Origin of the sequence: Lysinibacillus fusiformis, from assembly GCF_016925635.1 — a bacterium.
Lineage (GTDB): Bacteria > Bacillota > Bacilli > Bacillales_A > Planococcaceae > Lysinibacillus > Lysinibacillus fusiformis_F.
Window position 1 is genome coordinate 584,728 of the sequence record NZ_CP070490.1, and the last position, 16,341, is coordinate 601,068.

Annotated in this window: 18 protein-coding genes; 8 read left to right on the forward strand and 10 right to left on the reverse strand. The window is 38.6% G+C overall.

Annotated elements, in window-relative coordinates; all coding sequences use genetic code 11:
- Positions 1 to 183 precede the first annotated feature (183 nt).
- The 8 genes from JTI58_RS02805 to JTI58_RS02840 all read right to left on the reverse strand — a co-directional run bounded on the left by JTI58_RS02805 (position 184) and on the right by JTI58_RS02840 (position 8,136).
- Positions 184 to 1,107 carry an aminopeptidase gene (locus tag JTI58_RS02805; RefSeq protein WP_205445112.1) on the reverse strand — a complete coding sequence of 308 codons (924 nt, stop codon included), beginning with the start codon at positions 1,105 to 1,107 and terminating at the stop codon, positions 184 to 186.
- A gap of 11 nt (positions 1,108 to 1,118) precedes the next feature.
- Positions 1,119 to 1,880: an IclR family transcriptional regulator gene (locus JTI58_RS02810; protein ID WP_205445114.1), complete on the reverse strand. Its 762-nt coding sequence runs from the start codon at positions 1,878 to 1,880 to the stop codon at positions 1,119 to 1,121.
- A 134-nt stretch (positions 1,881 to 2,014) separates the two neighbouring features.
- Complete coding sequence (locus JTI58_RS02815; RefSeq protein WP_205445116.1) at positions 2,015 to 3,283, reverse strand: M20 family metallopeptidase; 1,269 nt, start codon at positions 3,281 to 3,283, stop codon at positions 2,015 to 2,017.
- A complete protein-coding gene (locus tag JTI58_RS02820; RefSeq protein ID WP_205445117.1) occupies positions 3,276 to 4,229 on the reverse strand; it encodes a DUF1177 domain-containing protein in 954 nt (317 codons plus the stop codon). Before JTI58_RS02820 ends, JTI58_RS02815 begins: the two co-directional genes overlap by 8 nt.
- 44 nt (positions 4,230 to 4,273) lie before the next feature.
- Positions 4,274 to 5,281, reverse strand: coding sequence for an ABC transporter ATP-binding protein (locus tag JTI58_RS02825; protein ID WP_205445118.1), 1,008 nt, complete (start codon positions 5,279 to 5,281; stop codon positions 4,274 to 4,276).
- Positions 5,265 to 6,287: an ABC transporter ATP-binding protein gene (locus JTI58_RS02830; protein ID WP_205445120.1), complete on the reverse strand. Its 1,023-nt coding sequence runs from the start codon at positions 6,285 to 6,287 to the stop codon at positions 5,265 to 5,267. Before JTI58_RS02830 ends, JTI58_RS02825 begins: the two co-directional genes overlap by 17 nt.
- Positions 6,288 to 6,304: 17 nt before the next feature.
- Positions 6,305 to 7,171: an ABC transporter permease gene (locus JTI58_RS02835; protein WP_205445122.1), complete on the reverse strand. Its 867-nt coding sequence runs from the start codon at positions 7,169 to 7,171 to the stop codon at positions 6,305 to 6,307.
- Between the two features lie 2 nt (positions 7,172 to 7,173).
- On the reverse strand, positions 7,174 to 8,136 hold the full coding sequence (locus JTI58_RS02840) for an ABC transporter permease (protein WP_205445124.1): 963 nt from the start codon (positions 8,134 to 8,136) through the stop codon (positions 7,174 to 7,176).
- Positions 8,137 to 8,355: 219 nt separating this feature from the next.
- On the opposite strand from JTI58_RS02840, the gene JTI58_RS02845 reads away from it, so the two are divergent.
- The 4 genes from JTI58_RS02845 (at position 8,356) to JTI58_RS02860 (ending at position 12,907) form a co-directional block, all read left to right on the forward strand.
- Entirely contained in the window at positions 8,356 to 9,957 is a 1,602-nt protein-coding gene (locus JTI58_RS02845; RefSeq protein ID WP_205445125.1) for an ABC transporter substrate-binding protein, read from the forward strand.
- A gap of 63 nt (positions 9,958 to 10,020) precedes the next feature.
- On the forward strand, positions 10,021 to 11,091 hold the full coding sequence (locus JTI58_RS02850) for an amidohydrolase family protein (RefSeq protein WP_205445127.1): 1,071 nt from the start codon (positions 10,021 to 10,023) through the stop codon (positions 11,089 to 11,091).
- A complete protein-coding gene (locus JTI58_RS02855) occupies positions 11,088 to 12,230 on the forward strand; it encodes an amidohydrolase (protein ID WP_205445128.1) in 1,143 nt (380 codons plus the stop codon). The genes JTI58_RS02850 and JTI58_RS02855 overlap by 4 nt, the downstream gene beginning before the upstream one ends.
- 5 nt (positions 12,231 to 12,235) lie before the next feature.
- Positions 12,236 to 12,907 carry an AroM family protein gene (locus JTI58_RS02860; protein ID WP_205445130.1) on the forward strand — a complete coding sequence of 224 codons (672 nt, stop codon included), beginning with the start codon at positions 12,236 to 12,238 and terminating at the stop codon, positions 12,905 to 12,907.
- 46 nt (positions 12,908 to 12,953) lie between these two features.
- Here the strand turns inward: JTI58_RS02860 and JTI58_RS02865 are convergent, their stop codons facing one another.
- Entirely contained in the window at positions 12,954 to 13,271 is a 318-nt protein-coding gene (locus tag JTI58_RS02865; protein ID WP_016992524.1) for a hypothetical protein, read from the reverse strand.
- A gap of 137 nt (positions 13,272 to 13,408) precedes the next feature.
- Between JTI58_RS02865 and ytzI the strand changes: the two genes are divergently transcribed.
- The 4 genes from ytzI (at position 13,409) to JTI58_RS02885 (ending at position 15,145) form a co-directional block, all read left to right on the forward strand.
- Complete coding sequence (ytzI, locus tag JTI58_RS02870; RefSeq protein WP_205445131.1) at positions 13,409 to 13,555, forward strand: YtzI protein; 147 nt, start codon at positions 13,409 to 13,411, stop codon at positions 13,553 to 13,555.
- Between the two features lie 30 nt (positions 13,556 to 13,585).
- Complete coding sequence (locus JTI58_RS02875) at positions 13,586 to 13,747, forward strand: hypothetical protein (protein WP_205445133.1); 162 nt, start codon at positions 13,586 to 13,588, stop codon at positions 13,745 to 13,747.
- Positions 13,744 to 13,977, forward strand: a complete 234-nt coding sequence (gene yidD / locus JTI58_RS02880; RefSeq protein WP_205445135.1) for a membrane protein insertion efficiency factor YidD — start codon at positions 13,744 to 13,746, stop codon at positions 13,975 to 13,977. Before JTI58_RS02875 ends, yidD begins: the two co-directional genes overlap by 4 nt.
- Before the next feature lie 109 nt (positions 13,978 to 14,086).
- Complete coding sequence (locus tag JTI58_RS02885; RefSeq protein ID WP_205445136.1) at positions 14,087 to 15,145, forward strand: metal ABC transporter solute-binding protein, Zn/Mn family; 1,059 nt, start codon at positions 14,087 to 14,089, stop codon at positions 15,143 to 15,145.
- Here the strand turns inward: JTI58_RS02885 and JTI58_RS02890 are convergent.
- Positions 15,131 to 16,321, reverse strand: coding sequence for a transglutaminase domain-containing protein (locus tag JTI58_RS02890; RefSeq protein WP_205445138.1), 1,191 nt, complete (start codon positions 16,319 to 16,321; stop codon positions 15,131 to 15,133). The two genes, JTI58_RS02885 and JTI58_RS02890, sit on opposite strands and share 15 nt — an antisense overlap.
- Positions 16,322 to 16,341 lie beyond the last annotated feature (20 nt).

Genomic DNA, 16,341 nt, shown 5'->3' on the forward strand with positions numbered 1-16,341 from the left:
TGACTCCCGTAGGATAGCAAGACAGGCAAAACTCTAAACGGAACGGTAGCGGAGGAAGCGATTCGGCGCTCACCCACAGGAAAGCAAGTAGCCTGCAACGGAAATTCATTTCTACCTTTCAATTGACTGTTTTGTTTTTCAACAACATAGAAAAGCGTGCTTCCTAGGAAGACACGCTTTTCTTTAAATTACTTGCTGACCGTCAAAGTAGACGATAGGGCTTTTCACAACACAGTCGATATGAACATCTGACGCATTTGCTCCACCGAATGGCGCATTACTGCCAAAAGCAATATGGATTGTCCCATATACCTTCTCATCCTCTAGTACATTGCCACATAGGATGGCACTTTTATTGGCTCCGATGCCAAATTCTGCAATGATTCTACCATTTCCTTCACCAAGTAAGGCCAGTAGATGTGGACCATCAGGACCAACTGCTTCTTCTAAACGACCATTCTTAATTTTTAATAATAATGGCTCCTTTAAGACACCGATATTAGCAATAGAACCATCTACTAAAATCTCTCCATTTGCAGATGTTTCAATTGGCGCAATATATGATTCTCCTGAAGGAATATTCCCGTACTCACCAGGTTGACGAATAACACCTGTGGAGCGAATTCCTAAACGGCCTTCTACACTAAATGTCAGCTCATGGCCATCCTTGACAATGCGAATATCTTTTGCCGTATCAAGTAAAAGGACATATTTTTCTACCATGGCTTCAATCTCCTGTGCATCTGCATGAAGGGCACCTTGCTCCAGCATCTCCAATGTCACACCTGGCATTGTCGCTACACGTCCGCCCTTTTCACAGGCATATTTACGAGCCATTGTATGTGTTAAGGAGTGGGAGGTAATACAAAGTGTAACATCCGCATTCGCCATAAGCTCAGAAACTGCATGGATGGGCTCCTGTCCAGATTTGTCTAACAAGGGCATCACCATGAGCATTGTATTTGCTGTAATTGACAGTCCAGCTTCATAAAAGATTTTTGCGATGTCTTGTTTATGACTATCTGTCAAAATTAATAGTGACTCTGATGATTGAACATTTAAATTGCCTTTTAAAACATTTAGTGCAATGTCATGTAAATGCTGCATAATAGGACTCCTTAATTAAAATTCAAATGATATCTACGAATAATTCCTTCTATTTCATTTCTAGCTTCTGTCAGAGGTCCCAAAAACTCTGGAACACGTTGCTCTGTAAAACGATAGATTGGTCCAGAAACGGTAATAGATGCTACGACCTGTTCCTCACTATTGAATATAGGCATAGCTAGCGCCAATACATCAACAGAATACTCACTATTACTAAGGGCATAGCCGCATGATCGAATTTTTTCTAGCTCTGCCCGTATTTCTGTAGCATCTGTCATCGTATTATTCGTATAAGCTGTTAACGGTTCATCTATGACCTTTGCAATTTGCTCTTCATTTAAAAAAGCAAGCATCGAACGATAAGATGCTCCTACATAAAGTGGCGATCTACTTCCTCTTGAAACTGTAAATTTCACCTTATTTACAGGTTCTGCTTTTAGTAATGTTAACGCTTCCAGTCCATTCAGTACGGTAAAAATGGCTGTTTCGCCAGTGACATCCTTTAATTTATCAAGAACTGGCATACATAGCTGATCTATGTTTAATGAATCATACATATTCATACCTATTTCCCATAATGCTATACCAAGTGAATATTTTTTCGTTATAGGATCTTTTGTAATAAACCCATTATTTTCGAAGGTTTCAAGAATGCGATATAAATTTGTATGATTCATATTCATCGCCAGTGCTAACTCTCGTCCACCCCATGTTGGCTTTTCCTTTGTAAACATTTTTAAAACCGCAATTGATAAATTTAATGTCTTTAGCATATCTCTCATCCTTCTGATCTATTTATCTGTACAAACGGCTGCAAATCTCTCTCTTAAGGGGGAAATAATCGACAGATTTAGCAGCCGTCAGCACCTGATATCACTTTATCAAAAGTAAGAGAGTAGCTAATCTCTTACTTTTGATATAGGAAATCAACAGCAGCAGTTATATAAACTTTTGCACAGCGTACGATATCCTCAACACGCACTTTTTCATTATAACCATGAATACTTGGTAAATAAGCTGGGCCGTATTGCAATACAGGAATATCGTATTGTCTGAAATGACGAGCATCACTGCTTGCCCATTGCATGACACCATATGCCTCTTGCCCTGTGACGTACGAAATATTTTCCACTATCGATTGGCACACAGGATTTTCAGCAGGCGTATAATTGGCTACACTTTTGAAGCCAAAACGTTGGATCGAATAATCGATAGCCAAACCATCTAGTTTATTTGTCAAGATTTCTGTTACCTCTTCTTGTGTAATACCAAATGGTAAGCGACAATCGACTTGAACCTTACAGTAATCTGGGATTACGTTGGACTTCGTACCTCCCTCAATTGTACCAATATTTACAGTAATTTTCTCTAAAACTTCTTGATATTTCAAGCGATCTTTCTCCACTTCACGCATGTATTTTTTTGATACCTCGATAAGTGGCTGTACCTCTTCTGGAATCGTAATTTCTACATCCCATAGTGTACGAATCTCTTGAATAGCTCGAATAGCATCGACAATGGCATTTCGTCCAGCCAAAGGTGATAGACTTCCATGTCCAGGTTCCCCACGCACTTCTAATTCAAACCAGTAGGAGCCCTTTTGTCCAATTGTTGGATTTAAAGGTGAAGATGGCTCAGCGATTAAACAACCATCTCCCTGCACATAGCCGCGCTCTAACAGCCAAGGAACACCAAACTCGCCGCCCGTTTCTTCATCTGGTACAATCGCCAAAGTTAATTTCCCTGGTAGTTCAATGTTCAGTTTCTTTAATAGCTTTGTTGCAAAAATAATACCCGCTAAACCGGCTTTCATATCACTTGCTCCACGGCCAAGCATCCAGCCATCCTTCACTTCTCCTGAAAACGGATCAAAATCCCATTTTGATAAATCACCGACAGGAACAACATCTGTATGACCACAATAAACGAGTTCCTTTCCTTCACCATTCCCAATGGAAGCTACTAAATTAAACATTTTATCTGCAGCTTCATATTTTTGATAAGTAATGCCAACATCATTTAAATAGTTTTCGATAAAAGCTGTTATTTCAGTCGTATCCCCCGGAGGATTGACACTAGGAATTTGAATAAGTTTCGAGCAAAACGCTATCAATTCATCTTGATGATTTTCAACTGCATCTACTAATTGAGCTTTAAGTGCTTGTAAATCATTCATGTGTGTGTACCTCGTTTCCTTTCGTTTGTAAGTGACTCATGCTACCATATAAGCCTTTCATATGTGTAAATTGTGTTTCATCAAAGAAAGAGCATTTATTAGCACCATAAGTTTTTGCTACCTCTAATACAAATCGCACAACATTTTCTACATCCGTGACATGCGTTGCACCTGTTGCACAGCCTGCCACAACAGATTCAGTTGTAATCGCTACACCTACAACAGGGCTAGATGTTGCAACAGCCGGTTGTAAAATACTATTGATATGGAATAAACCATTACCATATGGTGTAATGTCTTGCATCGTAATCGGTAGAACAACTGGAGAAATGCCAGCTGATTGTGTATACACTTGCAATAAATCATCACTAATTTTTAATATGTAACCTTCTTTGACTGTTGGCGTAATAGCAAATCCTTTATGGTTACATACTTGATTGCCTTTTGTTGTATCAATGGATAGAATAGCATCCATTGTATCTTCTACTTCATTTTCGTTCATGACACTAATATCCACTGGAGAGTTCATAAATGGCACTGGCTCATGTGGTAAGGTTGGAGCTGTTGGACAAATATGTGTGGAGAAAATAACGTCACCCTCTAATTGATCACCCTTTAAGGCCATATCAATAGCTTTTGCTGCCCCTGCCAAACATGCCAGTGCGCCATCTCCATCTGATACAAAGCCTGTCATTTCAGGACGCGCCCCAATACCACCTAAGCGTCCAATAATTCCTAATGTAGGTGCATTCCCGCCTGAGGATTTGCCGTTCTTTCCTTTCACGAGGACGCGAACAAAATCAGTTGAGCCGCTTTCGCCTTGAATAGTTTTTACCTTGACATCTGCTGTGGAATCAATATTGTGTAAATATTCTTTAATCGTGGCTCCGTTTACATAAATACTATCCATTACCTCGTATAATTCAATAACATGCTTCAATGACATAATCAGTCCGCTCCTTTTTCTGCTTCAATAAAATTTACATTTCGTTAAATCGATGATACTTCTTGCTGTATTGACGTAAATAAATGACATGATACTTGATGTGTAGCTGTTACTGTATCAAGTGTCGGTTGAACGTCTGCACATTTTTCTGTAGCGAAACGACAACGCTTATGGAATGCACAGCCACTAGGAGGATTTACTGGGCTTGGAACATCGCCAGATAAAATAATGCGTTCCTTTTTATCAAAAGGATTTTCCTTAGGAATGGCTGATAACAAGGCTTGTGTATAGGGATGTTGAGGGTTTTCATATATTTCCTTGTATGTGCCAATTTCCACTATTTTCCCTAAATACATGACGGCAATCCGATCACACATGTAGTTCACGACATTTAAATCATGTGAAATAAAAATATAGGTTAAGCCGAATTCTTTCTGTAAATCTTTTAATAGATTGATCACCTGTGCCTGTACAGAGACATCTAATGCTGAAACAGGTTCATCACATACAACAATATCTGGATTGAGTGCAAGGGCCCGAGCAATATTAATGCGTTGTCTTTGTCCACCAGAAAACTCATGTGGATGGCGCTTTGCATGGTATGCACTTAATCCAACTGTTTCAAGTAATTCAATAACACGCTTTTTACGTGATGCATCATCACCAATACCATGGATAACTAGTGGCTCAGCAATAAGGTATTCAATCGTTTTCCGAGGATCGAGTGATGCATAAGGATTTTGGAAAACCATTTGTATGGATTTTCGAGCAACGCGGATATCTTTTGTATTTAAGCTTGCTAAATCTGTCCCCTTAAATTCAACCATTCCCTCTGTTGGTGAGATTAGCTGGTTGATTAAACGAGCAACCGTCGATTTACCACAACCCGATTCGCCCACAATCCCCAGTGTCTCCCCTTTATATAATTCAAAACTTACACCATCTACCGCTTTCACAAATTGTGTTGATTTTTTAAAAGGAATTGAACTTTTAATGGGAAAGTGCTTTTTTAAATTACTTACCTTTAAGACAAGTTCATTGTGCTGTTGCATTAAAAATTCCCTCCTTCCTTGCGACAATTCGATCTTTTGCTTGTAAATGACAGGCTACAAAATGGTTGTCCTGTACTTCCACTAAATCAGGCACCGTACTACGACAAATATCTGTTGCTAAAGGGCAGCGTGCTGAGAAGTGACAACCACTATGTGGCATCGTTAAATCTGGCGGGCTACCTGGAATGGCTGGCAACCTTTGTTGCTCTTGTGTCCCCATTGTAATTTGAGACTCTAATAATCCCCACGTATAGGGATGTAACGGTTTTTCATAGAGCTGTCTTGTTGTAGTAGACTCTACTGTACGACCTGCATACATAACATTTACTTTGTCACATAGTTCCCAAACCACACCTAAATCGTGCGTAATCATAATGATGGCTGTATCGTGTTCTTGTTGTAACTTTTTCATTAAATCAAGAATTTGAGCTTGTACAGTGACATCCAGTGCAGTTGTTGGCTCATCGGCAATGAGTAGTTTCGGGTTACAAGCAAGGGCAATAGCAATCATGACACGCTGACGCATTCCTCCTGAAAATTCGTGAGGATACATTTTTAATCGTTTCTCTGGCTCAGGAATACCAACCATTTTTAACATATCAACGGCTTTGATAGCTGCATCTTTCTTCGATATTGTTTCATGTGCTTGAATGACTTCAATAATTTGATTGCCCACCGTTAATACAGGATTCAAACTTGTAATTGGATCTTGGAAAATCATTGATATGTCATTGCCTCGCACATTGCGCATTTCCTTTTCAGAAATTCCTATTAAATCGCGGCCATTAAATAGAATTTTTCCATTCGTTATTTTTCCTGGCGGAGATGGAATTAAACGCATGAGAGCAGTGGCTGTCACACTTTTTCCTGATCCTGACTCTCCCACAATACCTAGTGTTTCCTTCTTATTTAATTGTAAATTTACTCCATTAACAGCTTTCATTGTAGAGCCGCCACTTTTAAATTCTACTGTTAAGTTTTCTACATCTAGTAAACGTTCAGTCATGACTCCACCCCCTTCCATTAAACTTTCATTTTCGGATCTAATGCATCGCGCAATCCATCCCCTAAAAGGTTAATCCCAAGAACTGTTAATAAAATACAGATACCTGAAAATGTCGCCATTTGGGGATTTAATACTAAAAAGTCTTTACCATCTTTTAAAATACTGCCCCATGAAGCTGTCGGTGGTTGAACGCCTAATCCTAAAAAGCTAAGGGCAGCCTCTGAAATAATTGCGCCAGCTGTACTCATCGTTCCATAGACAATTAAAGGAGCTAAACAGTTCGGTAATATATGGCTAAAAATGATTCTCGTATGTGTAGCACCTAAAGAATGCGTCACTTCAACGAATTCTTCCTCTTTTACACTTAAAACCTGTCCACGAACAAGTCGTGCGAAACCTGGAATATTAGCAATACCAATCGCAACAATAACGTTGACAAGTCCTTGCCCTAAAACCGTCATTAACGTAATAGCTAGTAAAATAAATGGAAATGCGAAAAGACCATCCATTGTGCGCATGATGATCGAATCAATGCGACCACCAAAATACCCTGCTACTAAACCTAACAGTGTGCCAAACACAGCACCAAATAGCACCGCTGCAATCCCAACAATCATCGATATGCGTGTACCATAAACTAAACGACTAAACAAATCACGGCCATAGTTATCTGTTCCTAGCAAATGTCCTTCTGTATTCATTGGTAAAAATGATTTACCGACAATCATTTCATTCGGTGGATGGGTAGCAATCAATGGGGCAAAAATAGCAACAATACCCATTAAGGTGACAATGATTAACCCAATTGTCGCTAATTTATTTTTTAGCAACTTGCGCAATAACGTATTTCTTTTTCTCGTTTCATTGACGATTGCTTGAGTCATTGTTATTTTTTCCCTCCATCCGATTCTAAATTGACCTTAGGATTGACCACTTTATAAAGCACATCAACTACTAAATTAACAAGCACAAAGATAAACGCAATGAAAATAACAGTACCTTGTACGACTACAAAGTCACGTTTATCAATGGCATCTACAATTAATCGACCCATACCAGGCCAACTAAAAATCGTTTCTGTTAATACCGCCCCGCCCAGTAAATTAGAAATTTGCATTCCTAGCACCGTTAAAATCGGTGTTAAGGCATTTTTAAATGCGTGTTTACCAATCACTAAATATTCTTTAATACCTTTAGAACGAGCTGTTTTAATATAATCTTGTGAAATAACCTCTAACATACTTGAACGGGTAATCCGTGCAAATGTCGCCATTGGAATTGTTGCTAAAGCAAATGCTGGTAAAATTAAATGCTTCAAATAGGTCCATAGGCCATCGCTGATATTCCCCATCCCAGTCGCAGGAAACCAACCAAGGTTAACACTAAAGAATAAAACAAGCATGATGCCCAACCAGAAAATTGGCATGGATACACCAACTAATGACACAAGCATAACAACATAATCAATCATTGTATTTTGCTTTCTCGCTGCAAATATTCCTGCTGGAATGCCAATCACGACTGCTATTAACAACGCTGCCAATGCCAGTATCACTGTGTTAGGGAACCTTTCGAGAATAAGCCCGATGACAGACTCACTATAAGAATAGGAATATCCTAAATTTAACTGTGCTAGATCTCCTACATATGAAATAAATTGCGAAGGCATGGATTTATTTAATCCTAGCTCTTCTCTTAAATTCTCTACATCTTCTACACTGGCTTGTGGTCCAAGCATGACTGAAGCCGGGTCACCAGGAATCATTCGCGTAATAATAAAGACGATAATTCCTACTACTAGCAGTGTGGGGATGAGGTTAACTAACCTTTTTAAAATAAATGAGCCCATCTTAGCAAGACCTCCTTTTCATTATTAGAATCAGTGGTTCATATTGTGAATAACCACATACTACACCACTTAATAATTGTTTGTAAATATATTTTTTTCTGAATCTTTGTAATTTTTTATTTACTTTCTGTTTACAAGTGTGCTAATTTTATTCTCGAACCTACCATTTTTGAATCAACGGTTCATATTGTGAAACAAAAACTAAGGAGGCTAGTGCATATGAAGAAATTAAACGTAAGAAAGTCTTTACTACTTCTCTTGTTAACTTTACTAATTGGTGTTTTAGCTGCTTGTGGTGGGAACAATGAAAAAAGTACTTCAACAGATGAAAAAGACGGAGAAGCTACTTCAGGCGGCACATTAAATGTCGGTCTGTCAGCCAATGCCAAAACATTTGACCCTATCAAATACACGGGGGTTTATGAATCACAGGTAATGCGTCAAATGGGTGATACGTTAGTTGTTTATAACAAAGATCTATCCGATATCATCCCTTCATTAGCAACAGAATGGAATGTTTCAGAGGATATGTTAGTTTACACGTTCAAATTACGCGAAGGTGTAAAATTCCAAAAAGGTCAATATCAAGATGGCCGTGAAATGACAGCTGAAGATGTGAAATACTCTTTAGAACGCTCTGCCAAAGAATCCGCTATGAATCGTTTAAGTGGTGTGACAGAGGTGAAAGTGCTATCTGATTATGAAGTAGAGGTTCACTTAGCCACACCGAATGCTGCCCTACTTGCTATGCTAACGGATGCAGGGAATATCATTATTCCAAAAGAAGAGATTGAAGGCTGGGGCGATAATTTTTCTGAACACTTTATTGGTACAGGTCCATTCCAATTAACAGAGTGGAAAAAAGATCAAGAGGTAAAATTAGTTCGTCACGAAAATTATTGGGGTGATAAGCCGAATATCGATAACTTAACAATGAAGTTTATCTCCGATCAAAATATGATGACGAATGCATTACGTTCTGGAGATATTGATATCGCCATGGATGTCAAAGGCCAAAACCGTGAAATCATCAACCAAGATAGCAACCTTGAGCTTTTAACAAATCCAGGTCTATCCATTGTTTACCTTGATCTTAATAACAAAGTAGGTCCGACTGCTGACAAACGCGTTCGTGAAGCTATTTATATGGCAACAAATGTAGAGGAAATCATTTCTGGCGTTAACCAATGGGGTGGCGGTGATGTTTCATACTTACCATTACCACCTGGTTCATGGGGGTATGATAAATCGTTAGTTGATTTAGTACCAAAATATAATCCAGAAGAAGCAAAAAAATTACTAGCTGATGCAGGCTATCCTGATGGCTTCAAGACAGACATTTTCGTATCAGAAGCACGTGTTCCTTACGCAACGATTTTCCAAAGTCAGTTAAAGAAAAACTTAAACATTGATGTGGAAATTAAAGTGCTTGAATGGGGTACTTACAGTGATACTGTCGCAAAGGGTAATGCGCCAATGAATATTGGTGGCTGGACTTGGTATCCAGATCCATATTTCTTCCTTTATCAGTTATTCCATACAAATCAAATTGGTGCGTTAGGAAATGGTAAAGGTTACAGCAACCCAGAAGTGGATAAATTATTAGAGCGTGCCGTATCTGAAACAGTGGTGCAAGAAGAGCGTGCAAAATTATACCAAGAAGCATTAAAGCTGATTTTAGCTGATATGCCACGTATTGAATTAGAGGCGACACAAACGGTTGCAGGTGTAAACAAAAAAGTACAGGGCTTTGAGGTTTCTGCTGATAACTCCGTACAAATTGTACATCCGAATGGTACAAACGTATCCATTACTAAATAATTGAACTGGAAAAGTGGAGATGATCGTCTCCGCTTTTCTCTTCATAAGGAGAGATCTGATCCAATGACTCGATATATAAATGGACTTGTTTTTAATTCCGAGACTCGTAGCTTTACTAAACAATCGTTTCAAGTACAAGGGCAATACTTTGAATCCGCTACTAGCCTAGCCGAAACAGAATTGGATTTAGATGGCTACTATATTACACCTGGCTTTATCGATAGCTGTTCACAAATCGGTTTAGCCGAAATAGGAATTCGTTGGGAGGGTGATGATAGCTATGAATTTGATTCACATCTGCAATATTCTGTAGTTGATGGTATTTATCCATTTGATACTGCATTTCAAAAAGCCATATCTCATGGGGTGACAGCCTCTCATATTGTTCCCTCTCCTAAAAGCTTGATCGGTGCAAAAACGGCTATTATTCATCATACACATACAACCGTTGATGAAATGGTCCTTTCAAAAGATGTGGCCTATTCCTTCTCTATTGGACATCAGGCAAAAAGTACATTTTTCGCTGAAAAGAAAAAACCACTCACTCGCATGGGCATCGCCAAAATTTTAAGAGAAACATTACAACAAATTCAGCAGCAAGAACCGTCGATTAAAAAAATCGTTATTCGAGCACACAAAGCCGTTGATCTTGAATTCATTAGCCGCCTTCAACAAGAATTTGCTTCGATTTTCGATTTTCATATTATCCATGGCACTGAAGTTCCGCTCCTTCAGGAGACATCCTTCAATACAATTATTGCTGGTCCAACATTTCGATATATCGAGCATAATGAGATGATGGCGCTATCACCAAAACTGTATCACCAGCTGTCCAAACACAATATTCCATTTGTTTTTTGTACAGATCATCCCGTTAGTAGCACCTCTCATCTAACGTTAGAAGGTTGTTTAGCTGTAAGAGAAGGTATGACACGTCAGGATGTGCTATATGCTCTAACAACAGGAGCTGCAAATTTCCTTGGTATCGCCCACAAAACAGGCGCTATATGTGATGGTCTTTTTGCTGATTTTGTGATTTGGGATAAGCATCCATTAGATTTAGATGCACAGGTTGTCGCAACCTATATTAAAGGAACAAAAGTTTATGCACGGGAAGAAGGGTTTACACAATGATTATTTATCATCATGCAAAGTTTCTTACAGTCAATGAACAAAACGATACTTGTGAGCAGTTATGGATCGAAGATGGGCGTATTGTCTATATTGGTCCAGCGAAAGAAATCCCCCCACAAGCAGAGCTAGTTGATCTACAGGGAGCTTATGTCACACCAGGGTTAATTGATATTCATGCCCATGTTGGAACGTGGGCTGAAGTTACTGAAGACATTAATGATGCCAATGAATATAGCGAACCCTTTACACCTCTTATGCACGCTTTAGATAGTGTAGATATCCGACACTTTTCCTTTCAACATGCGTTAGAAGGTGGCGTAACCACTGTACAAACCGGACCAGGTAGTGCCAATGTCATTGGTGGCATTTGGAGTATTCTTAAAACAGCAGGACCTACCCTTGCCTCTCGTGTTTTAGTAGAGCGGAGCGGTTTAAAGGGCGCCCTAGGGGAAAATCCAAAAAACGTCTTTGGCAATCAGTATAAACGCAAGCCAATGACTCGCATGGCCATTGCACAGCTTTTACGGGATGGTTTCCAACGTGCCAGTCAACTCAATGAACAACAACGAGCAGAACAAATTAAACAAAATGCAGAGTTACGCCCATTTATTGAGGTACTTCGAGGCGACATGCCCCTTCGCCTTCACTGTCATAGAGCAGATGACATTATGACAGCTATTAGAATTGCCAAAGAATTTAATGTGCAGCTTCATTTAGAGCATTGTACAGAAGGCTATCTCATTGTCGATGCAGTTAAAAATAGTGGGTTTCATGCAACGCTTGGCCCTTATATGTTAACACCATCTAAATATGAAACGCGTCATTCTACTCCAGCAATTGCAGCCATTTTTAAAGAGCATAATATTCCGTTCGCCATCATGACAGATCATCCATTCGTACCAATTCAATACTTAAAATATTGTGCCACAGAAGCGATTCGTTATGGTTTAGATGAAGACACAGCCCTCAAAAGTATTACGATCAACGCAGCTAAACTCGTACAGCTAGATCATCGCATTGGTAGTCTTGAGGAAGGCAAAGATGCTGATTTTGTTGTTTGGTCACATCCTATTTTTGAAACAGAAGCAAAGGTTTTACAAACTTATGTAAATGGACAAAAATATTACGAAGCGGAGTGAGCACAATGCAACATTCGAAAATTGCCGTTGTAACAATTGGTCAGGCACCACGCAAAGATATGGCAGAGGATATACAGCAATTAAGAGAAGCAGGTTTACATGTTCATGAATTCGGTGTACTGGATTCACTTTCCTTAGAGGAAATTACTACCCTTTCTCCTTCTCGTGAAGATACTGATGTGTTAGTGACACTTCTTACCAATGGTCAACAAGTAAAGCTCAGTAAACAAAAGCTTATGCCCTATATTCAGAGATGCATTGATGATCTACATGAATTCACTTGGATACTACTTATGTGTACAGGAGATTTTACGAATAAATTATCCTATAAAAATCTTTTACTGCCTGATCGTATGATGACGAATTTAGTGAAAGGGTTACATACAGAATTAGCCATTGGTTTAATAGGTCCCGAACCAGAGCAACAACGAACAGTTGCAGAGAAATGGAAAAAAGCACAGTTCGATGTAACTTTTTCAGCTAGCTCCCCATACCACTTTGATCAGCAACATTTATTGGCAAATGCACAACAATTAGAAGATCGAGGAGCGGATTTGCTTATCCTTGATTGCATGGGCTATTCCACAACGATGAAAAACATGATTAAAGATCAACTCACTATCCCCATCATCGTCCCTCGAGAGGCGGTTTTTACAATTTTAAAAGCCATTTGTTAATAGAAGAAAAGGTCACTTCTGAATCAGTGACCTTTTCCCTTATTCGCTATACACGTTTATTAAAATAAGGAAGCTGCTCAACGAATGCCTTCGTATCATCATCCCCATATTCATGAACAAGTGCATAGATTTTCATTAATCTTTTATCTATTTCATCATTTTCCCTATCTAGGTGATACTGTATATACGGTAACTGTGCACGCCATGCATTCGAAATTTCCAACAGCTGCATTTGCTGAAAGATCCTCTCAAATACATCTAATGCTTGTCGATCTACATTCAGTTCAAAATTCCATGGTCCTGCATATGGATTTGTATAATAAGTTCTATTGGCAAGTGAAAAATATACGCGCTGACGATCCATCTTTACGATTCACTCCTTTTTCCATAGTATGGAGTGATAGGTGGTGTTTTATTCGCTTTTATGTCAAACTTCCTTCACAATTAATAGGACCAGATAATTTATAATAGGTATGATGAATAAAGAACGGAGTGAATACTATGAGTTTAACTACGCTCTTAATAGTCGCAGTTATCATCGTTATCTTTATCACCCTTGCGACGATTATCAGTGTCAACCGTGCCTATGCCTTTAAACATACTGTTGATGAAAAACCGAAGCAAAGCTATCATCAAGAGGAGAATTAATTATCATTACTTGAATTTGGAGTGAAAGCAATGGGCGTACCTTTACCAATTATCATTATGATTGCCATGATGATGCTAATGTTTGGCGTTTCCGTTATTATCATTATGAAGAAAAAAAATAATATCTTTAGACAAACAATTGATCCAAAGCCTGAACAAATCACAGCTCAGCAAAAGGAAGAGCAGCGATGAAATACCCCTTTATTTGGCTCATTCGGTTTTATAGAAAATTCATTTCACCTATGACGCCACCGACTTGTCGTTTTCATCCTACCTGTTCTTCTTATGGGCTCGAAGCTTTTCAAAAGCATGGTGCATTCAAAGGCTTCCTTTTAACGATTACACGTATATCCAAATGCCATCCATTTCATCCTGGTGGCTTTGATCCTGTGCCTGAAAAATGGCCTTCGAAAAAGAATTAATTTTCGGAGGGCATTTTTTTCTTGTACTTTTTTAAGTTGTGCGTTATCATAATAACTGTTCTAAAAAACAAATCGTAATGATTACTATTTAAGAGAGGTATCTTATTATATGAAAAAAATGTATTTAGTATTGCTAGTCGCAGTTCTTGCTTTATTTACTGCCGCCTGTGGAGGTGGAGACAAATCGTCCACAGCCCAAAAGACTGAGGAAAAAGATAAGTTAAGCATTTATACAACGGTTTATCCGTTGAGCTATTTTGCACAGCGCATTGGTGGCGATTATGTTGAAGTATCTTCTATTTACCCAGCTGGTGCAAATGAACATACCTTCGAACCAACACAAAAAGATATGATGAAATTAGCAGATGCTGATATCTTTTTCTATATTGGATTAGGACTTGAAGGCTTTGTAGAAAACGCTAAAAAAACATTAGCGAACGAAGATGTTACAATGGTGGCAACTGCTGATGAAGTTTCGGATGAAAAATTAGCTGTCAGCACAGGGCATGTGCATGCGGAAGATGAAGAACATGAAGCAGACACACATGACGAGCATGGGCACGGTGCCACAGAGGAAGAGCATGAGCATGAGCACGAACATGAAGGTGAAGAACATGGACATGACGAGCATGAGCATGGCGATATCGATCCACATGTTTGGTTATCTCCTACAATTAGTCAAGATTTAGCACTGGCTATTAAAAACACATTAGTTGAAAAAATGCCGGCGCAGGAGGCAACTTTTAACACAAATTATGATGCATTAGTAAAAGAGTTACAGGGTTTAGATCAAGATTTTAAAGCAATGACTGACAAAGCACAAAATAAAACATTCTTTGTATCACATGCTGCATTTGGCTATATTGCAGGTCAATACGGCTTAACTCAAGTGCCGATTGCTGGCTTGAATTCACAAAATGAGCCATCCCAAAAGGAATTAACAAAGATTGTAGACAAAGCAAATGAATTGCATATTCACTATATTTTATTTGAACAAAACGTCTCTTCAAAATTAGCAGAGGTTATTCAAAAAGAAGTAGGTGCAGAATCTCTTGTCTTGCATAATTTAAGTGTATTAACAGCTGATGATGAAAAAAATGAGGAAACTTATTTCACATTAATGCAAAAAAATATTCAAACTTTAGAAAAAGCTTTAAGCGATCAATAATATGAGTAAGGAGGTGCCCCGCAATGGATGGGACACCTCCTTTATTATGACGTATTTTTCTTGTGGCATTCGTTTCTCCGCTCGATAAAAAGACGCTAGCCACTTTGTTGTTTTTTGCTTAGTCATATGCTTAGCTTTTGCCTGAATTGCAACATAAGCCGTTATACTACTTTCTACTAGCATCGGTGCCCATTCAGTAAAGTCAAACTGAACTAAAGTGTCTTGCTTATTGTTTTTTTGTGTAACAAGCTTCATCGGCTGTTCCACTAATTGTTGTACTGCTAACCTATTTTCTCCAATAATTGATAATCCCATATTTTGATTGAAACGATGTTGTATTGGCATTGCTAAACTTTGTCTTTTCGTTTCTTCCTGCAATTCCGTATATTTCTCGCTTGTTGCAGCAGGGAAGCTTGCATAGTCCCAGGTATGATCTTGTGCTAATTGGCGATCCGACACTAAAAAATATTGATAGCGAACTTCCCCTTTCCGATCAGGCAAAGGGTCATCCCATGTCACATCAATATGATACCAAGCATGATCAAGCTTCACTAATACCCAGGCATGTAGCTGTTCTCCTACTTTTCCAGGTACATATTGTACCTCAAAGCCCAGCATTTCTAACATTCGATATAGCACTAAAGCATATGCCTGGCAGACGCCCTTATTCTCCGTTAATAATGTATAAGGAGAATATTGACTTCCTTCTGTTTCCTTGGAGTATTCAGCAGATAAGACAATAAAATCATGTGCAGCCTGTAGTTTTTCTACGTCACTTAATCCATGCATAGGCGCAATAATATTCGCCAAGGTTTGCTCTACAAATACCGCCTCCGTTTGTGATAGATGGTACGTAAATGCAAATGCAATGACAATATTATTGCTATACCCTTCGTACTTCCATTGGAAACTTGAAATATTAGTATAAATATAAGAGTTTTCAATCGCATTTTTAGTAATTTCCGTTAGTTCATCTTTTATCTCGGCTATATCACCAGTATAACGAATCGAGAATTCGGACGATAGTTGCATAACTTCTTTATTAATGAGAGATTGTAGTGTTTCAATTGTATGAGCTGTTGCTACATCTTCTTTTTCATAGTTTGCAAATACTTGCACATGACTCATTTGTAGAACAAATAATATAATGACAACATTATATATATATTTCCTCATATGAGTCATTCTCCTTTACT